Source organism: Psychromonas sp. KJ10-2, from assembly GCF_047323255.1.
GTDB lineage: Bacteria > Pseudomonadota > Gammaproteobacteria > Enterobacterales > Psychromonadaceae > Psychromonas.
In genome coordinates this window covers 1,414,952-1,431,446 of record NZ_CP178827.1, presented here as the reverse complement: position 1 = coordinate 1,431,446, position 16,495 = coordinate 1,414,952, and the positions used below count along the sequence as shown (strand labels likewise).

General features: G+C 36.7%; 9 protein-coding genes and 3 pseudogenes. 11 read left to right on the top strand and 1 reads right to left on the bottom strand.

Features of this window, described 5'->3' with window-relative positions; all coding sequences use genetic code 11:
* Nucleotides 1-375 precede the first annotated feature (375 nt).
* The 10 genes and pseudogenes from ACLKL2_RS06870 (at nt 376) to ACLKL2_RS06825 (ending at nt 12,721) form a co-directional block, all read left to right on the top strand.
* Nucleotides 376-4,944, top strand: a complete 4,569-nt coding sequence (locus tag ACLKL2_RS06870) for a biotin carboxylase N-terminal domain-containing protein (RefSeq protein ID WP_413693846.1) — start codon at nt 376-378, stop codon at nt 4,942-4,944.
* A gap of 95 nt (nt 4,945-5,039) precedes the next feature.
* Nucleotides 5,040-7,374 (top strand): annotated as a pseudogene (locus ACLKL2_RS06865) (diguanylate cyclase domain-containing protein); the annotation flags it as partial.
* A 6-nt stretch (nt 7,375-7,380) separates the two neighbouring features.
* Nucleotides 7,381-8,253, top strand: a complete 873-nt coding sequence (locus ACLKL2_RS06860; RefSeq protein ID WP_413694273.1) for an EAL domain-containing protein — start codon at nt 7,381-7,383, stop codon at nt 8,251-8,253.
* Nucleotides 8,253-9,005, top strand: a complete 753-nt coding sequence (locus ACLKL2_RS06855) for a class I SAM-dependent methyltransferase (RefSeq protein WP_413693845.1) — start codon at nt 8,253-8,255, stop codon at nt 9,003-9,005. Before ACLKL2_RS06860 ends, ACLKL2_RS06855 begins: the two co-directional genes overlap by 1 nt.
* 241 nt (nt 9,006-9,246) lie before the next feature.
* The gene (locus ACLKL2_RS06850; protein WP_413693844.1) at nt 9,247-9,876 is read left to right on the top strand and encodes a TnsA endonuclease N-terminal domain-containing protein; all 630 of its coding nucleotides are present in this window, start codon (nt 9,247-9,249) and stop codon (nt 9,874-9,876) included.
* A complete protein-coding gene (locus ACLKL2_RS06845; protein WP_413693843.1) occupies nt 9,873-10,514 on the top strand; it encodes a hypothetical protein in 642 nt (213 codons plus the stop codon). The genes ACLKL2_RS06850 and ACLKL2_RS06845 overlap by 4 nt, the downstream gene beginning before the upstream one ends.
* 152 nt (nt 10,515-10,666) lie before the next feature.
* Nucleotides 10,667-11,134 (top strand): hypothetical protein, encoded by a 468-nt coding sequence (locus ACLKL2_RS06840; protein WP_413693842.1) that lies wholly within the window; start codon nt 10,667-10,669, stop codon nt 11,132-11,134.
* Entirely contained in the window at nt 11,131-11,712 is a 582-nt protein-coding gene (locus tag ACLKL2_RS06835; RefSeq protein ID WP_413693841.1) for a Mu transposase C-terminal domain-containing protein, read from the top strand. Before ACLKL2_RS06840 ends, ACLKL2_RS06835 begins: the two co-directional genes overlap by 4 nt.
* Nucleotides 11,709-12,320 carry a TniB family NTP-binding protein gene (locus tag ACLKL2_RS06830; protein ID WP_413693840.1) on the top strand — a complete coding sequence of 204 codons (612 nt, stop codon included), beginning with the start codon at nt 11,709-11,711 and terminating at the stop codon, nt 12,318-12,320. The genes ACLKL2_RS06835 and ACLKL2_RS06830 overlap by 4 nt, the downstream gene beginning before the upstream one ends.
* A gap of 32 nt (nt 12,321-12,352) precedes the next feature.
* On the top strand, nt 12,353-12,721 hold the full coding sequence (locus tag ACLKL2_RS06825) for a hypothetical protein (protein ID WP_413693839.1): 369 nt from the start codon (nt 12,353-12,355) through the stop codon (nt 12,719-12,721).
* A gap of 643 nt (nt 12,722-13,364) precedes the next feature.
* Here ACLKL2_RS06825 and ACLKL2_RS06820 read toward each other — a convergent pair.
* A pseudogene (locus ACLKL2_RS06820) lies at nt 13,365-14,436 on the bottom strand (IS3 family transposase).
* A gap of 383 nt (nt 14,437-14,819) precedes the next feature.
* Between ACLKL2_RS06820 and trpS the strand changes: the two are divergent.
* Nucleotides 14,820-15,859: pseudogene (trpS, locus tag ACLKL2_RS06815) on the top strand (tryptophan--tRNA ligase).
* The last annotated feature ends 636 nt before the right edge of the window (nt 15,860-16,495 follow it).

The following is a 16,495-nucleotide window of genomic DNA, read 5'->3' as shown; positions in this document are numbered from 1 at the left end:
TATTAAATAAATGGTTTAGAGATCGGTTTATAGAGATGAACTGTATTAAGTCATTAAATAATGTATTTGCATCATAAACTTTTCCAAGCTTGGTTGGTCTAACAGGCTCGTTAAATTTTAAAGCAGACCATTAAAGGCTATCTGATATCGGGTTGACTTCACAACTTAGTGGAACTATTGCTATTTTGTTGTTTTTTTAATCTTAATAGATCAGAATAGTTGTATATTTGGGCTACTATTGCCCCTAAGCTGAAAAATATACAATTTATTAACAAATGATTCATGTTGAATAGAGTTGAATACTGGAATCATCTGCTAATAAGTTGTAAATTACGGCATTTATTTTTTCCATCACTTTCTTGCAAGGGTAATTATATGACAGGAAAACCTTCATCTTCTCAGTTTGAAGTGAATAATATTGCAGATCCGCTATTTATTCATGCTGAGCATATCGCAAAAGATTTTTCTTTATTTCCAGACAATTCATTACCATCGAAAACAGATGGTGTAGAAGGTCTTATTGAAAGTAAGCGAATTAAATCAAATTTAGCGACAATCAAAAAGCTAGATGTAGATGCTTATATTGCGCGTACAGTCACGCCGGCTGAAAGTAACAAACGTCCAGGTGCTAAGAGCATTGTTGAAGGCTTCAATGGTAAAATCGTTACTGAGCAAGTTAACGGTGCTTTCTACTCTGCAGAAATGGAACTAGATTTCGGTGGCTACAGCCGTCGTGTTGGTTTTATTGCGCAAGAGCGTAGCTCAAACAATGGCGCGTGGATGCCAGAACATCACCTAGCAGCAAGTAAAGCGATTCGTAAATTTGCTGATTTATCACTTCCTATTGTGTACTTAATTGACACGCCAGGGGCTGACGCTGGTGAAGAAGCGAATAGCCAAAATCAAGCGCATACTATTTCTCAAATGATCACTGAAAGTGCGAACGTTGATGTCCCTACGATCGGTATCGTTGTGGGTGTTGGTTACTCTGGTGGTGCAATCCCATTAGCAACAGCTAACATTCTACTGTCTGTTCGTGATGGTATCTTTAATACAATCCAGCCTAAAGGTTTACAAAGCATTGCGCGTAAGTACAACCTATCATGGCAGGAATGTGCTCAATCTGTAGGTGTTTCTCCTGAAGAGCTACTAACGATGGGCTGTATCGATGGTATTGTTGATTACTCTCCTGTAGACCAAGATGAGCGTCAACATAATCTTCAAAAAGCAATTGTATCTGGTATTTTATCTATCGAAGCTAAATCTGTAGATTTCGTTCGTGATTACCCAGCATTACTTGAGCATTATAACCGCAGTTTATCTCGTTACCTTGAGCCATCAAGCAAACTAGCTGCAATCGAGAATGCAACTGAAGCACGTCTACTTGCTAAAAACCCAACATCACATAACAATGCATTCGGTACTACTTACCGTTATATGCGTTATTTAACATTACGTTCTCGTATCAAAGCGATTCAGAAGAACGAATACGGTCGTTTATCAAAACTGACTGTACCTGAAGGTGATTTAAAAGCACGTATTGAAGCTGATCGTAAACAGATCTTCTTAAACTGGTTAGAAAACCCAGATAAGTTAATCTACGATGACACACTAAACAAAAACTGGAAATCATTCCTACAAAAACGTGAAGATAAAAGCGTTGAGCGTAATGTACTGACTAAACTTATCCTAGGTGAGCCAAAAGCAAACTACGATAATGCACGTAGTACCTTAATGATCAACCTAACATGGTCTTTATACAATCGTTGGAAAACCAGTGCTGAAAATAATTTTCACTCACTAATCAAACATTTAGAGAATGAAGAGAAAGCACCGCTAACGGATTCTTGGCCTGAACTTGCTGACCTGAACATTATTGATGCTGTTTCTCACGTTGAAACTCGTGAAAGCTTTATTCTACATTGTCGTCACATGTTAGTGTTTAACGCACTATACGACAATACAATGGGTAACTTAGCATCTATTGCTAAAGAAGCGATGGCAACTAAAGAGCTATCTCGTGAATCAGTATCTTCTCTAGTTCGTAGTTCACTTAAAGCAGCATTAAGCAAAGTAAGTGATGACGATTACGAACAATTGAAAGTGACTTTCAATGCATGGTTACAATACTTCACTGAACAATCTGAGCGTGGTGAAATCCTAGCAAAAGTTGAAGAGTGGAAGAGTATCGGTGCACCACAAATGAACTCTAGTTTATTTGTGATCCTGACTTACCTATTCGAAAAACTGTTGCCTGAATACTACAACAGCCGTGAAGATGAAAGCTCATACAATGGTGCGATTAACCCAGTGCGTATCGGTCGTCGTAAAGACTTCTGGAACCGTTTAACTATGGGTTACCAAGATCTATTGATTCAAGCTGTATTACGTTCTGAGAAAAACAAAAAGAACAATTCACATCAAGCAATCATTGAAAAATTCTTTGCTAACTTCAAAGAGTCTCGTGCAGACTTAATGACAGCTAACCTACTAGAATTCCCTGGTTTCCGTTTATCTGTTGAAGATGCATTAGATAAAAATATCAAACCTTGTGGTTTAATCACTGGTACTGGTGACTTCACCTTACAAAGTGGTGAAGTTCAACGTGTTGGTGTTGCGGTATCTAACTTATCTTTCCAAGCAGGTGCCTTCGATATGGCAAGTGCTGAGAAATTCTGTGCGTTATTAGTTAAATGTGCAAAACAACATTTACCGGTTATTGCGTTCATCAGCTCTGGTGGTATGCAAACTAAAGAGGGTGCTGCTGCACTATTCTCAATGTCGGTAGTGAATGACCGTATTACACGTTTCATCCGTGACAACGACTTACCAGTTGTTATGTTTGGTTACGGTGACTGTACTGGTGGTGCACAAGCGAGTTTTGTAACACACCCAATGGCACAAACTTATTACCTATCAGGTACTAATATGCCGTTTGCTGGTCAAATGGTTGTACCTGCGTACTTACCATCGACATCAACACTGTCTAACTACTTATCTCGTGTACCAGGTGCAATGGATGGTTTAGTTATCAACCCATTCTCTGACGATTTAAATAGTAAGTTACGTGAAATTGATGAAAACATGCCAATGCCTGTTGCAACGGTTGAAGAAACTATTCAGCGTGCACTGTCTGGTTTTGTGCCAGTTTGTAACCTAGCTGATGAAGATAACTTCACTAAGTCAGATCCACGTCAATTAATGCACCCAGTGAAGAAGGTATTGATTCACGCACGTGGTTGTACTGCGGTTAAATTGATTCGCATCGCTAAACAAAACAACATCAACGTAGTGTTAGTAGCATCTGACCCTGATATGACAGCTGTACCAGCAGATATGTTAGGTGAAGGCGATAAACTTGTTTGTTTAGGTGGTAACACATCTGATGAAAGTTACTTAAACGCAAGTTCAGTATTAAAAGTTGCTGAATACGAGCAAGTAGACGCATTACACCCAGGTATTGGTTTCTTATCAGAAAGCCCACAATTTGCTGATTTATGTATTAGCCATAACGTTAACTTCGTTGGTCCAAGCATGAACAGTATGTTAACTATGGGTAACAAATCGAACGCAATCAAAACAGCACAAGCGAACGGTGTACCAGTAGTACCTGGCTCTCACGGTATCTTAAGTGGTGCAGAGCAAGCGTTAGATATTGCAAATGAAATGGGTTATCCAGTGCTGCTTAAAGCGGTAAATGGTGGTGGCGGTAAAGGTATCTTAGTTATCAATAAAGCTGAAGATATGTTCGCTGGTTTCAACCGTGTATCTGCTGAAGCACGTAGCGCATTTGGTAACGGTGATTTATACCTAGAGAAATACATTACATCTCTTCGTCACATCGAAGTACAGTTATTACGTGATAAATTCGGTAATACAAAAGTATTGGGTATTCGTGATTGTTCTGTACAACGTAACAACCAAAAAGTGGTTGAAGAATCAGCATCAACTATGCTGCCTGAGAAACTAGAGCAAGAAGCATTAAAACACACAGCTGCCTTAGCTAATGCTGTTGATTACATGGGCGCAGGTACGGTTGAGTTCATTTACGACCTAGATGCTGATGATATCTACTTTATGGAGATGAATACTCGTCTACAAGTAGAGCATCCAGTAACTGAAGCAACTTCTTGTATCGATATCGTTAAAGCACAATATGACATTGCATCAGGCGCAGATATTTCTGAGCTAACACCTAAGAAAGAAGGTTATGCAATTGAAGTTCGTGTAACAGCTGAGAAAGCGGGTATCGATTCTGATGGTGTAATGCAGTTATTACCACATCCTGGTAAAGTAGTTGAATGCATTATTCCTGAGCAAGATGATGTTGAAGTAATGTCTATGATTGCAACGGGTAAAGAAGTATCGCCTTACTACGATAGCTTAGTAGCACAGTTTATTTGTCACGGTAAAGACCGTAAGGATACTGTTCAGAAACTGTTAGCTTTCTTAGAAAAAGTAAGTATTAAAGGAATTGCAACAAACATTCCATTATTACAACGTATCTTAAAAGATGAGACTTTCTTAAACGGTGATTACGATACAACTTACTTACCTAAGTTTATGGCTAAACTTGATCAGCAAGTAATGATTGATGAGATGGAAGCGTCTGCTGCATCTGGTCTTGAAGGCGTAGCTGAATCAATTCAAGTTGATGGCAGTAACGAGCTGAAAGTAATTGCACAAAGTGCAGGTATCTTCTACCGTGCTTCATCTCCAGCTGAACCTGATTTTGTATTAGAAGGTGATATCGTTGGTACTGAGCAAACATTAGGTTTAATGGAAGCGATGAAGATGTTCTCACCAGTAACACTAGGCAGCTTTAACCGTAAAGATGCCGTGTTATATGATGCAAAAACTAAGTTCCGTATTGAGCGTATTATCAATACAAATGGACAACAAGTGTCAAGTGGTGACTTGTTATACATCATAACTCCTCTATAGGCTTGTTACCTTAAGAGAAGCGAAAGCCAGTCTATTGACTGGCTTTTTTTATCCTTAATAAAGTATATGATAGCTCGATTAGCATTTGTTTTTATATGGAAATTATCTTGTCTACGCTTTTACAATTCACCTTTCGAAAGACTATAGTAAAGTGCTATATTTTGTTGTCCTGTTTGGTCTCTTTTAATGTGCTCGCTGCTGATGTGTTAGTGCTGCATTCTGAATATCAAGGGGATCAAGAAACACGACAAATACAAAAGGGGATTGAGCATGCTTTTACCGATAGCAATATCGCCTTGTATGTGTCCTATTTAGACAGTAATCAACTGATGTCAGACCAAGCGTTAACTCGCCAGGTCGATTTTTTATCGCGCAAGTATGATATTAAAAGCTTTGATGCGATCATTGTTAGTGGTGAACACGCACTGCAACTGGTAAGGCAATATGGACAACGACTATTTGCTAATATTCCGGTTATTTTCACGGGCACTCAATTAAAAAGCCCCCAACTTTCTCAGTTTAGCCATGCTATTTCAGCGGTGGTTGAGCCTGAAAATATTCTAGACACTGTCTCATTAGGTTTAAAGCTTTTCCCGAATACCATCGATGTGTATATCGTGACCGGTAATGAAATCAGTAGTCAGCTTACTGACCAGGATAAACGTGGGTTATTAGAATATGACCAACAAAGCTTCATCATTTTAAACAATGAAAATGAAGCATCGTTAAAGAAAACCATCAGTCAATCGCCTAGTAATGGTTTGTTAGTTTTTAGTGATTTTTCAAAAGACAATAGTGGCTCTGCAGTTAACCGTGACGAAGTCTTAAAGTCACTAACCGCTATTGCTAAGATCCCGCTGCTTGTTATTCATCAACATGACTTAATTGAAGGGGTATTAGGTGGTGTGGTAACCAGTGGTTTTTCTCAAGGGGAAGCAGCAGGTGCAAAAGTATTAAAATTATTACAGGGTGTTCCTTTAGAGGATTTACCTGCAGAATTAAGCTTAACCAATAAGCACCTTATACAATATACAGAGCTCCTTAGATGGGGACTAAAAGGCACAGATTTACCTAATGGTTATGAGATCATTAATGAGCCTAGTTTAGAGACAGAAACTGATTTCAGAACCATGATTTTGTTTTTTATGTTATCGGTTTTAAGTTTAATTATTATCTTAATATGGCGTAAATATAGTCACCTTTCAAGCGTAAATACTTCCTTAAAAGCACAGCATGAGCGTGTAAATAACATCTTTAATGTTTCCTACGATTTCATCTTTATTTTGGACCTAGTAGGTGAAATAAAGATGGCGAATCAAACCGCTTTAGACTTTATCAATATGCATGAAAATGACATCAATGGTGAGATTTTATGGGAAACCCCTTGGTGGCAACATGACGCGGCCAGTAAGAAAAAATTAAAATCTGCCATGGGACAAGCGAGAGTGGGTAAAACCGCGCGCTTTGAATGTCGTTTAATCGACAAAAACCATCAGAGCAATGCCTTTGATGTATTTATTCAACCTGTTAAAAATGAGCGTAGTGCCAATAACCCACGTCATGAGATCACCTCAATCATCGTTGAAGCAAGGGATATAAGCTCTATTAAAGCGGTTGAGGAAGAGATTCAAAAAGCCAATAAGCGTTCTAACTTGTTGTTGGATGAAAGTCCTTCCATGCTATTAATGTTAAACGTGCAAGGCTTGATTCTGTCATGTAATAAGTTTGGTTGTAACTTGCTAGGTTATGGCGACGGTGAATTAGTAGGACGTAACCTAGTTACTCTGTATTCGCAGTTAGTTAACATTGAAGAGCTAAAAAACTACTTAGCTGAATGTGCCGATCAAGAGGACATGTTGCGTACCCGTGAAATATCATATTCGACCAAAAATGGTAGAAAAGTATGGATCAATGAAAGAGTACGTAAAATAGAAGGGCATGATCAATACTTCCTGGTTTGTGAAAATATCACTGAGCGTTATGAACTCTCCAAAGAGTTAAATTATCGCGCATCACATGATTACTTAACGGGATTAAAAAATAGATTATTCTTTGAAAGCCAGTTAGATAAAAATTTAGATGAAGTTAAACAGCAGCACTTACCCTGTTGTTTGATGTATCTGGACATGGATAAATTTAAAATCATCAATGATACCTGCGGTCACCATGCGGGCGATGAAGTACTACGCCAAATTGCCACTATCTTAACGGAAAGTGTTTCAGCAAGAGCCATGGTGGCACGATTAGGGGGATGAGTTTGCTATTATTTTACCTAATACAAAACTGGAAGAAGCAAAACAAGCGGCAGAAAGAATCATTGCTGCCATCGCCAAACATTACTTCTTATGGGAAGGTCATCACTTCTCTCTAGGTATTAGTATTGGTTTAACCGAATTATCCAACTTCTTCCGTGATGGTGTACATGCATTAAGTTGTGTGGATAGTGCGTGTTATACGGCTAAGCAGTCAGGTCGAAACCGCATTCATATCTACGAAGAAGACATCCAAGAAGAGTTACGCCGAGAAGAAGTGGTATGGGTGAATAAAGTACAAGATGCACTGCGTGATGAAACACGTTTCTGCTTGTACGCACAAATTATAAAACCTGTTAATGGCGATGAAAACTACCTACATTACGAAATCTTAACCCGCATGATTGATGAAAACGGTGAGCTAGCGCCGCCTGCTAAATTTATCCCAATCGCAGAAAGTTATAATCTTGCGGATAAGATAGATATGATCATCATCACTAAGACCTTAAACTGGCTGAAAAATCACCCAGAGCATGTGTTACAACTCAATATGTGCTCTATTAATTTGTCTGGTCAGTCATTAGGTGACCCGCAGTTTATTGAAGATCTGGTAGAGCTGTTAATGCACTCATCGTTACCACTTGAGAAGTTATGTTTTGAGATAACCGAAACCGTCGCCATTGGTAACTTCAGTAATGCTTCTAAATTAATTAACTCATTAAAACAGCTGGGGTGCCAATTAGCCCTAGACGACTTTGGTACTGGGTTATCGTCATTTGGTTACTTAAAACGACTTAATGTTGATTACTTAAAAATTGACGGTGTGTTTGTAAAAGATATGGCCACCGACGAGCAAGACTTTGGTATTGTGAAAACAATCCATGAACTAAGCCATCTGTTTGGTAAAAAGACCATTGCAGAATATGTAGAAAACGAAGCGATAATTGAAAAGTTAAATGAAATTGGTGTCGATTTTGCGCAGGGTTACCACTTAGGTAAGCCTATGCCGATAGATATGATGGCATTATTATCCACTTCATTAACCGAGGATATGTAATGAATATCGCATTAGTTTGTAATGAAAATATTCTAGCGCCAAAAGCTAAAAAATTACGCGAGAAATGGGGCTTTACCGCTCAAAAAAGTGAACAGTTTCAATTACGCCTGTTACCTGAACATTTAGCGCTAGAACAACTAGATGATAAACAACAAGGTTTAGTGTTTGTTGATTTTGCTTCTGGTGCCGTCGCACACCGCCGAAAGTTTGGTGGTGGTAAAGGCCAATCGATCGCTAAAGCTGTGGGAATGAAAGCCGGCGTAGAATTACATGTTATTGATGCAACAGCAGGTTTAGGTCGAGACGCCTTTGTCTTAGCCTCACTAGGTTGTTACGTCGATATGGTAGAACGTTCCCCTGTTGCCGCCGCATTATTAGAAGATGGCCTAGAGCGTGCTTATTTAGATGCTGAAATCGGTGATTGGATGCAACAACGCATGCGCTTAACCCATGCCAGTGGCTATGATTATCTGCAACAGCATCAAGCTGATGTTGTGTATTTAGACCCAATGTTCCCGCATAAAAAGAAATCCGCATTAGTAAAAAAAGAGATGCGTGTATTCCAAGGTGTGGTAGGAGCCGATCTCGATGCCGATGATTTATTAGATGTTGCATTAAATGCCGCGAAATATAGAGTCGTGGTAAAGCGCCCAGATTACGCCCCATTCCTAAACGATAAAAAACCTTCCATGAGTATTAAGACAAAGAAAAATCGTTTTGACGTATACGTCAAACAGGCGATTGGGGGCTAGGTTAAATTGTTGATATTTAATGGTTTTTTGTTGTCGCTACAACCATACTTTGACATAAAACAACCATACTTTGACAATTTTAAACTATACATTGACATAAAAAATAATAATGTAATTAAACTACAAAAAAATAGGTTTATAAATCAATGGATTATTGTGAATCACAATCATAGTCTGACAAATTGTTTTATTTTTAAACTAGTATATACTTTATTGTACAAAAAATAATCAGGTTTGTTTTATGTATATACGAAATTTACGTAAGCCTTCACCGAATAAAAATGTATTTAAATTTGCTAGTACAAAAATTAGTGATGTGATTATGTGTGAAAGTACACTGGAGTTCGATGCCTGTTTTCATCATGAATATAATGATGCAATTAAAAGTTATGGAAGCCAACCTCAAGGCTTTAAATATCAATTTAGAGGGAAAACACTTCCTTACACTCCAGATACACTAATTGAATATTTTGATGGTGTAGAAATATTTCATGAATACAAACCATACAGTAAAATTTCATCTCCTATATTCAGAGAGAAATTTGTAGCTAGAAGAGAAGCTTCATTGGCATTGGGATGTGATCTTATTTTAGTTACAGATAAACAAATCCGTGTTAATCCTGTTTTGAATAACTTAAAACTTTTACATCGTTATTCTGGTATTTATGGGATAAGTGCTATCCAAAAAGAGTTGCTTAAAACAATAAAAAACTCAGGTGTGGTAAAGCTTAACGACATATCTTCGGAATTTAACTTATCAACAGGTGAGGCCCGATCTTTCCTTTATGCTTTGCTTCATAAAGGTTTTTTAAAAGCAGATTTAAACAATGATGATTTAACTAATAATCCTAAGTTATGGTTTTCAGTATGAGTGATTTTTTTGATGAATTTTCGGAAGAGTTAATACCCATCAAGCCCGATACCCCACCTCAGTATATTAAATTAGAAGATGCAAACCTGGTTAAAAGAGATTTAGATACCTTTTCTAATTTCTTGAAAGATAAAGCGTTTGATAAATATAAGCTTATAAGCATTATAGACAAACAAAACCCTGGCGGATGGACTCAAAAAAATATAGATCCAATATTGGATAAGTTATTTGTTAAAGACAATTCAATAAGGCCTAATTGGCGGACGGTTGTTCGCTGGCGTAAAAAATATATAGAAAGTGATGGCGATGTTGCTTCATTGGTCGCTGGAAATCATAAAATGGGCAACAGAACAAAACGTGTAGATGGTGATAGCTCGTTTTTTAATAAAGCGTTAGAGCGCTTTCTAGATGCCAAAAGACCTAAAATATCTATAGCTTACCAATATTATAAAGATCTTATTATTATTGCGAATGAAAATATTGTTGATGGAAAAATTCCAACTGTTTCTTATAACGCGTTTAATAAACGAATTAAATCACTTCCCCTTATCCGACAGCCATTGCTCGACATGGTAAATTCAAAGCTGATCAATGGTTTGCTTATTGCTCATCTCATATACCGCCTACACGTATATTAGAGCGGGTAGAAATAGATCATACTCCACTTGATTTGATTTTACTGGATGATGAGTTAATGATTCCGATTGGACGACCTTACTTAACATTAGTCGTTGATGTGTTTAGTAGTTGTATTTTAGGGTTTCACCTAAGCTATAAAGCGCCATCTTATGTGTCTGCAGCAAAGGCTATTTCACATGCAATCAAACCAAAAAAATTAGACCACTTAAATATTAAGCTGCAAAATGAATGGCCCTGCTATGGAAAATTTGAAAGCTTAGTTGTAGATAACGGAGCAGAGTTTTGGTCAAAAAGCCTAGAGCATGCATGTCAAGCTACAGGCATCAATATTCAATACAACCCTGTGCGTAAACCCTGGTTAAAACCTTTTGTTGAAAGGTTTTTTGGAATGATTAATCAATACTTTTTATCTGAGTTACTCGGTAAGACTTTTTCAAATATTCTTGAAAAAGAAGAATATAATCCAAAGAAAGATGCAATTATGAGGTTTTCAACGTTTGTTGAAGAGTTTCATCGTTGGGTTGTTGATATTTATCATCAAGACAGTGACTCCCGAGATACTCGTATTCCTATCAAGCAATGGAGAAGAGGCTTTGAAATCTATCCTCCCTCAAAATGAGTGAACAAGACGAAGAGCGTTTTGCTATTTTAATGAACATATCAGATGAAAGAACATTAACGAGAAATGGATTTAAATTTGAAGAGTTAATGTATGACTCAACTGCATTATCTGATTATCGTAAACAATACCCACAAACAAAACAAACAGTAAAAAAAATCATCAAGATTGACCCTGATGATATTTCATATATTTATGTTTATTTAGAAGAGTTAAATGGTTATTTAAAGGTACCCTGTACAGACCCTTCTGATTATACAAAGGGGTTAAGTATTTATGAGCATAAAGCAATTAAAAAAATAAATCGGGAAATTATACGAGAAAGTAAAGATAGCGTTGGTTTAGCGAGAGCTCGAATGGCTATCCATGAGCGAGTAAAACAGGAACAAGAAGCATTTCTTACATCAAAAACTAAAGCGAAGTTAACAGCTGTTAAAAAACAGGCTCAAATAGCTGATGTCAGTAATACAGGAATTGGAAGTATTAAGTGTTTAGAGAAAGAAACCAAACAACCGAAAATAAGTAATATTAAATATTTATTAGATGATTGGGATGATGAGGTAGAGGCATTTGAATGAATAACTTAACTGAACCACAGATTCAGCAGTTACGTGATTTTAGCGATTGTATTGTTGTTCATCCAAAAATAAAAACGATCTTTAATGACTTTGATGAGTTAAGGTTTAACCGCAAATTTCAATCAGATCAACAGTGTATGCTCTTAATTGGTGACACTGGAGTAGGTAAAAGCCACCTTATTAACCATTATAAAAAGAGAGTATTAGCTACTCAAAATTATAGCAGAAGTACAATACCTGTTTTAGTGAGCCGTATATCAAGAGGTAAGGGGCTAGAAGCCACTTTAATTCAAATGTTAGCTGATCTTGAGCTATTTGGTAGTAGTCAAATAAAGAAGAGAGGATATAAAACAGACTTAACCAAAAAATTAGTAGAAAGTTTAATAAAAGCTCAAGTAGAGTTACTCATTATTAATGAATTTCAAGAGTTAATAGAATTTAAGAGCGTGCAAGAGCGTCAGTTAATAGCTAATGGATTAAAGTTTATTAGTGAGGGAGCTAAAGTACCTATTGTCTTGGTAGGGATGCCATGGGCTGAAAGAATCGCTGAAGAACCACAGTGGGCTTCTAGATTAATTAGAAAAGAAGGCTTGAATACTTTAGCCTAAAAAATAACAGCAGATACTTTCGTCAATATTTAATGGGGTTAGCTAAAAATATGCCGTTTGATGAGCCACCTAAACTTGAGGAAAAATATAGTACATTAGCCATTTTTTCAGCTTGTAAGGGAGAAAATAGAGCGTTAAAACACCTACTGACAGAAGCTTTAAAACAAGCGTTGATTTGTAAGGAGTATCTTGAAAATAAACACTTTATTTTTGCTTTTGATAAACTTTACCCATCTGGTAGCAATTCATTCAGTCAGCAAAAAACAACGATTGAAAATCCTTTCAAGCAAGATATTAAAGATATTAAAATCTATGAAGTCAGTAAAAACTCATCCTATAACCCTAATGCAATTGATCCAGAAGATACGCTTACAGGTAGAGAATTCTCATTGGTAGGGTAATATTTTTCGATGTGGAGTCATGTATGAAGAAGCTTGTTTGTTCATATGATATTTTCTAATTAGCCTTAGAGCAGATTGTGTCCTAGATAATACAGAATTAGAGCAAAGAGTTGCATATCTAAGTGTTAGAAATTGCAAATATTTAGTTAATGTTTTTTATAGTGCTCATATCTAATTGTACTTATTCTTTAAGATTTATTATTATTGAATATGGATGGGATTTGACCGTAAGTTACTGGTGATAAACTAAATTATAATATTTCAAACATGGCTTCGATAATATATGTCTAATAGTGATGTGTGGGATTGTCGTTTTCATTGGAATACCATTAAACCCAAACTCATTGATGATTTAACATCTAATCGGTTTAATTTTCAACCACTGCAAAAAGTAACCAAATCAAACGGGAGTTTTATTCACCTATGTACATCAGTTTGGTATTAAAACTCTTATCATGGGTGCTACGACGTTATTTACCCTCTTAACTACTGTGTACGCACTTAAAAGGGCATGGTGGAAGCAAACAAACCGTGACTTTAATCCAAGATGAAATACCACGTAATACCTTTGTATTTAGAACGGACGTTAAATCTTATTATGAATCTATCAATCACGTGATCTTCCCCCGACTTTGTAGACACATTAATTCTCGATTAAGTACCTTTTTTCATACTCATCAGGAGACACATGGCCAAGGTGGCTATGTAATCGCTTCCGATTGTAAAACATCTCAATATAATTGAACAAGTCTGCTCGAGCCGTATTACGATCCTCGTAGATTTTTCGCTTAACTCTTTCCGTTTTTAGTGAATGAAAAAACTTTCTACTACTGCATTATCCAAACAATGACCTCGACGACTCATACTTGGCACCAGATTATTCGATGTTAAAAAGTCACGATAATCACCACTACCATATTGGCTTCCTTGATCACTATGAACGATCACTTTTTGTTTAGGACTTCGCCTCCAAACCGCCATCAACAACGCTTTAATTACGATATCTTTACCCATGTTAGCTTGCATAGACCAACCAATAATTTTTCGAGAGAATAGATCTAAAACAACCGCTAAATATAACCAACCCTCATACGTTTTTATGTAGGTAATATCTGCAACCCAAGCTGTATCAGGCTCACATACAACGAATTGTTGCTGTAAATGATTATCTGCAATGAGTGATGGTACCGATGACTTAAAGAAACGACGCTTATAGCCAATGTTGGCTTTTAACTTATTGTGTTTCATTAATCGAGCAACGCGATTTTCTCCACAGGTTTCACCAAGTCGACGAAGCTCATGTGTTATTCTAGGGCTTCCATATACTCCTTCACTTTCTGCATATGCTTCTTTAATTCGTACTAGAAGGCGTTTGTTCTCTTGCTTCTGCTTAGATTCTGGGTGTTTAAGCCAAGCATAGAAGCCACTGCGATGAACATTAAGCGCTAAACACATCGATTTAACGCGATAGACATTGAGCCTGGTTTTTATGAACGCGTATCTTTCCTTGACTCGCTTGCAAAGAACGCGGCGGCTTCCTTTAAAATATTCCTTTCTTCGGTTACCCGCTTGAGCTCGGCTTTAAGCTTTTTAATTTCATCCTGCTCGGCTGATTTAGTTGGTGGAACTTTTGCTTTTTTGACCCAGTAATAGAGGGATTTATCAGAAATACCTAAACGCTTGGCAACATCAGGAACTGAATAACCTTTATTTATTACTTGTCTAACAGCTTCATCTTTGAATTCTTAGGGGTATTTATTATTATTCATAACATCTCTCTTTAAATTTCAGTTTCTAAATATAAGATGTCTACAAATTTGACGGAAGATCACTATTGCTTAAAAGGTGAAAATGGAATAGCGATTCGAAGATTACTAATGGGTGTTTTGTTGCTATTTTAAATTAAATTGAATCTTTTTTCTTAAATGATAGTCTCAAATAATGCAAACAAACAATGCACTTAGCTTCATTTCAATTTCATGGTGGCGTTCTATTTTATAGAGCGGCGATGAATCATATCTATTCAAAGCTGTCGGAAGACCGTTTATGAATAGCATAGCTTATGTCTCCGATAGCAATATTAATCAGGAGTCATATTATGCACAACCCTATATACACCAATACAAAAGAAAAAATATTAACAGGCGATAGAGCTACTGGCCAACTTCATCTAGGGCATTTTGTTGGGTCCCTTCAACAGCGAGTTGAATTGCAACATGAGCATGAGCAAACTATTTTAGTTGCCGATTTACAGGGGCTAACTGATAACGGCCATGATCCACACAAAGTATCTTCTAATATTTTAAATGTAGTTGCTGATTATTTGGCGGTTGGTATTGATCCTTTAAAAACAACTATTTGTCTACAATCCGCCATTCCAGCTCTATCTGAATTAACCATGTATTACTCAAACTTAGTTTCTGTTGCTAGATTACAGAGAAATCCAACAGTAAAAAATGAAATCGTGACTAAATCATTCGGCAGTTCGATTCCAGCAGGTTTTTTAACCTATCCGATTAGCCAAGCGGCAGATATTACTGCGTTTAGAGCAACGTTAATTCCTGTTGGTGATGATCAACTACCAATGATCGAACAAACAAATGAGATTGTAAGAAAATTAAATCATATCGCGCAGGAAGATATTCTTGTGGAGTGTCGACCATTATTAAGTAAAGTACCTCGTTTGCCGAGTTCTGATGGTAGAAGTAAAATGTCTAAATCTGTGGGCAATAGTATTCTTTTGAGTTCTAGTGAAAAAGACATCTCGAAAGCAGTAAAATCTATGTATACCGACCCTAAGCATTTAAACGTAGAAGACCCTGGTCAAATTAGTGGTAATGTTGTTTTTACTTACTTAGATGCATTTCATCCTGTTCCATCGTATATCAATGAGTTGAAGGTTAAATACCAAAAAGGGGGCTAGGTGACGGCACAACCAAAAAAATTTTAGAGGATTGCTTACAAGATTTATTGAAACCAATTAGAGAACGTAGGGAATTATTCATGTCTGATAAAGCGCAATTAATAGACATTCTTCGAATTGGTAGCCAACAATCTCAAGAAGAGTCGAATCAAGTGTTAAATAATGTAAAACGAGCTTTCGGTCTTAACTTATTTAATTGTAAAAATAAAGATTGAAGATATAGAAAGGAAAGAATATTTAGCTAAGTTGTTTGGCTAATAAGTATCAGCTACATGTTCATCGTGCACTATGAGGGGAAAGCGACGTGTAGTAATGTCTACTTTGTTGGATTTTCTGCCGTAAGTTTAATTATTTACGGCTCCTCAGAGCCTATTGCGGACATTAATAAGTTACTTTGCTATCTCGCTATGGAGCACAAAGCGCCATAGACATGGCGCATATTTACCTGTTTGTACGTTTTCATTCTAGCTCGCTAACTCCCATACGGTGTAAAAATGGTATTTATATACAAACTCGCCTGATTGAATAATTATGCAAAGTAATTTAGCACGTAAATTGAAAATGGACATTTCAGTATTAGGTGGTTTGCTAAATTAGTAAAAATGGATTAACTCAGGTATGGCAAACTTTAAATTATTTTCCGAGTTAACCCAACATAGACGGTTTAAATCGAATAGAAGACATTTCATAGTGCTTAATTTCTCCACTATTTCGACAATAATATGCCTGATAGAATTTAAAGTTATAATGGTCATTTTCTTTAACTTTATTCTTTATCACCTTAATAATCTGGATTTTGTCTTCATCAGATGTATTGATACCGAAAATAATCCCTTTCAACGCTTTAAAAT

Bases quoted from the DNA above. Each gene is read 5' to 3' on its own strand.
- ACLKL2_RS06870 (WP_413693846.1), top strand. From the start codon at position 376: ATGACAGGAAAACCTTCATCTTCTCAGTTTGAAGTGAATAATATTGCA.
- ACLKL2_RS06855 (WP_413693845.1), top strand. From the start codon at position 8,253: ATGAATATCGCATTAGTTTGTAATGAAAATATTCTAGCGCCAAAAGCT.
- ACLKL2_RS06850 (WP_413693844.1), top strand. From the start codon at position 9,247: ATGTATATACGAAATTTACGTAAGCCTTCACCGAATAAAAATGTATTT.
- ACLKL2_RS06845 (WP_413693843.1), top strand. From the start codon at position 9,873: ATGAGTGATTTTTTTGATGAATTTTCGGAAGAGTTAATACCCATCAAG.
- ACLKL2_RS06835 (WP_413693841.1), top strand. From the start codon at position 11,131: ATGAGTGAACAAGACGAAGAGCGTTTTGCTATTTTAATGAACATATCA.
- ACLKL2_RS06830 (WP_413693840.1), top strand. From the start codon at position 11,709: ATGAATAACTTAACTGAACCACAGATTCAGCAGTTACGTGATTTTAGC.
- ACLKL2_RS06825 (WP_413693839.1), top strand. From the start codon at position 12,353: ATGGGGTTAGCTAAAAATATGCCGTTTGATGAGCCACCTAAACTTGAG.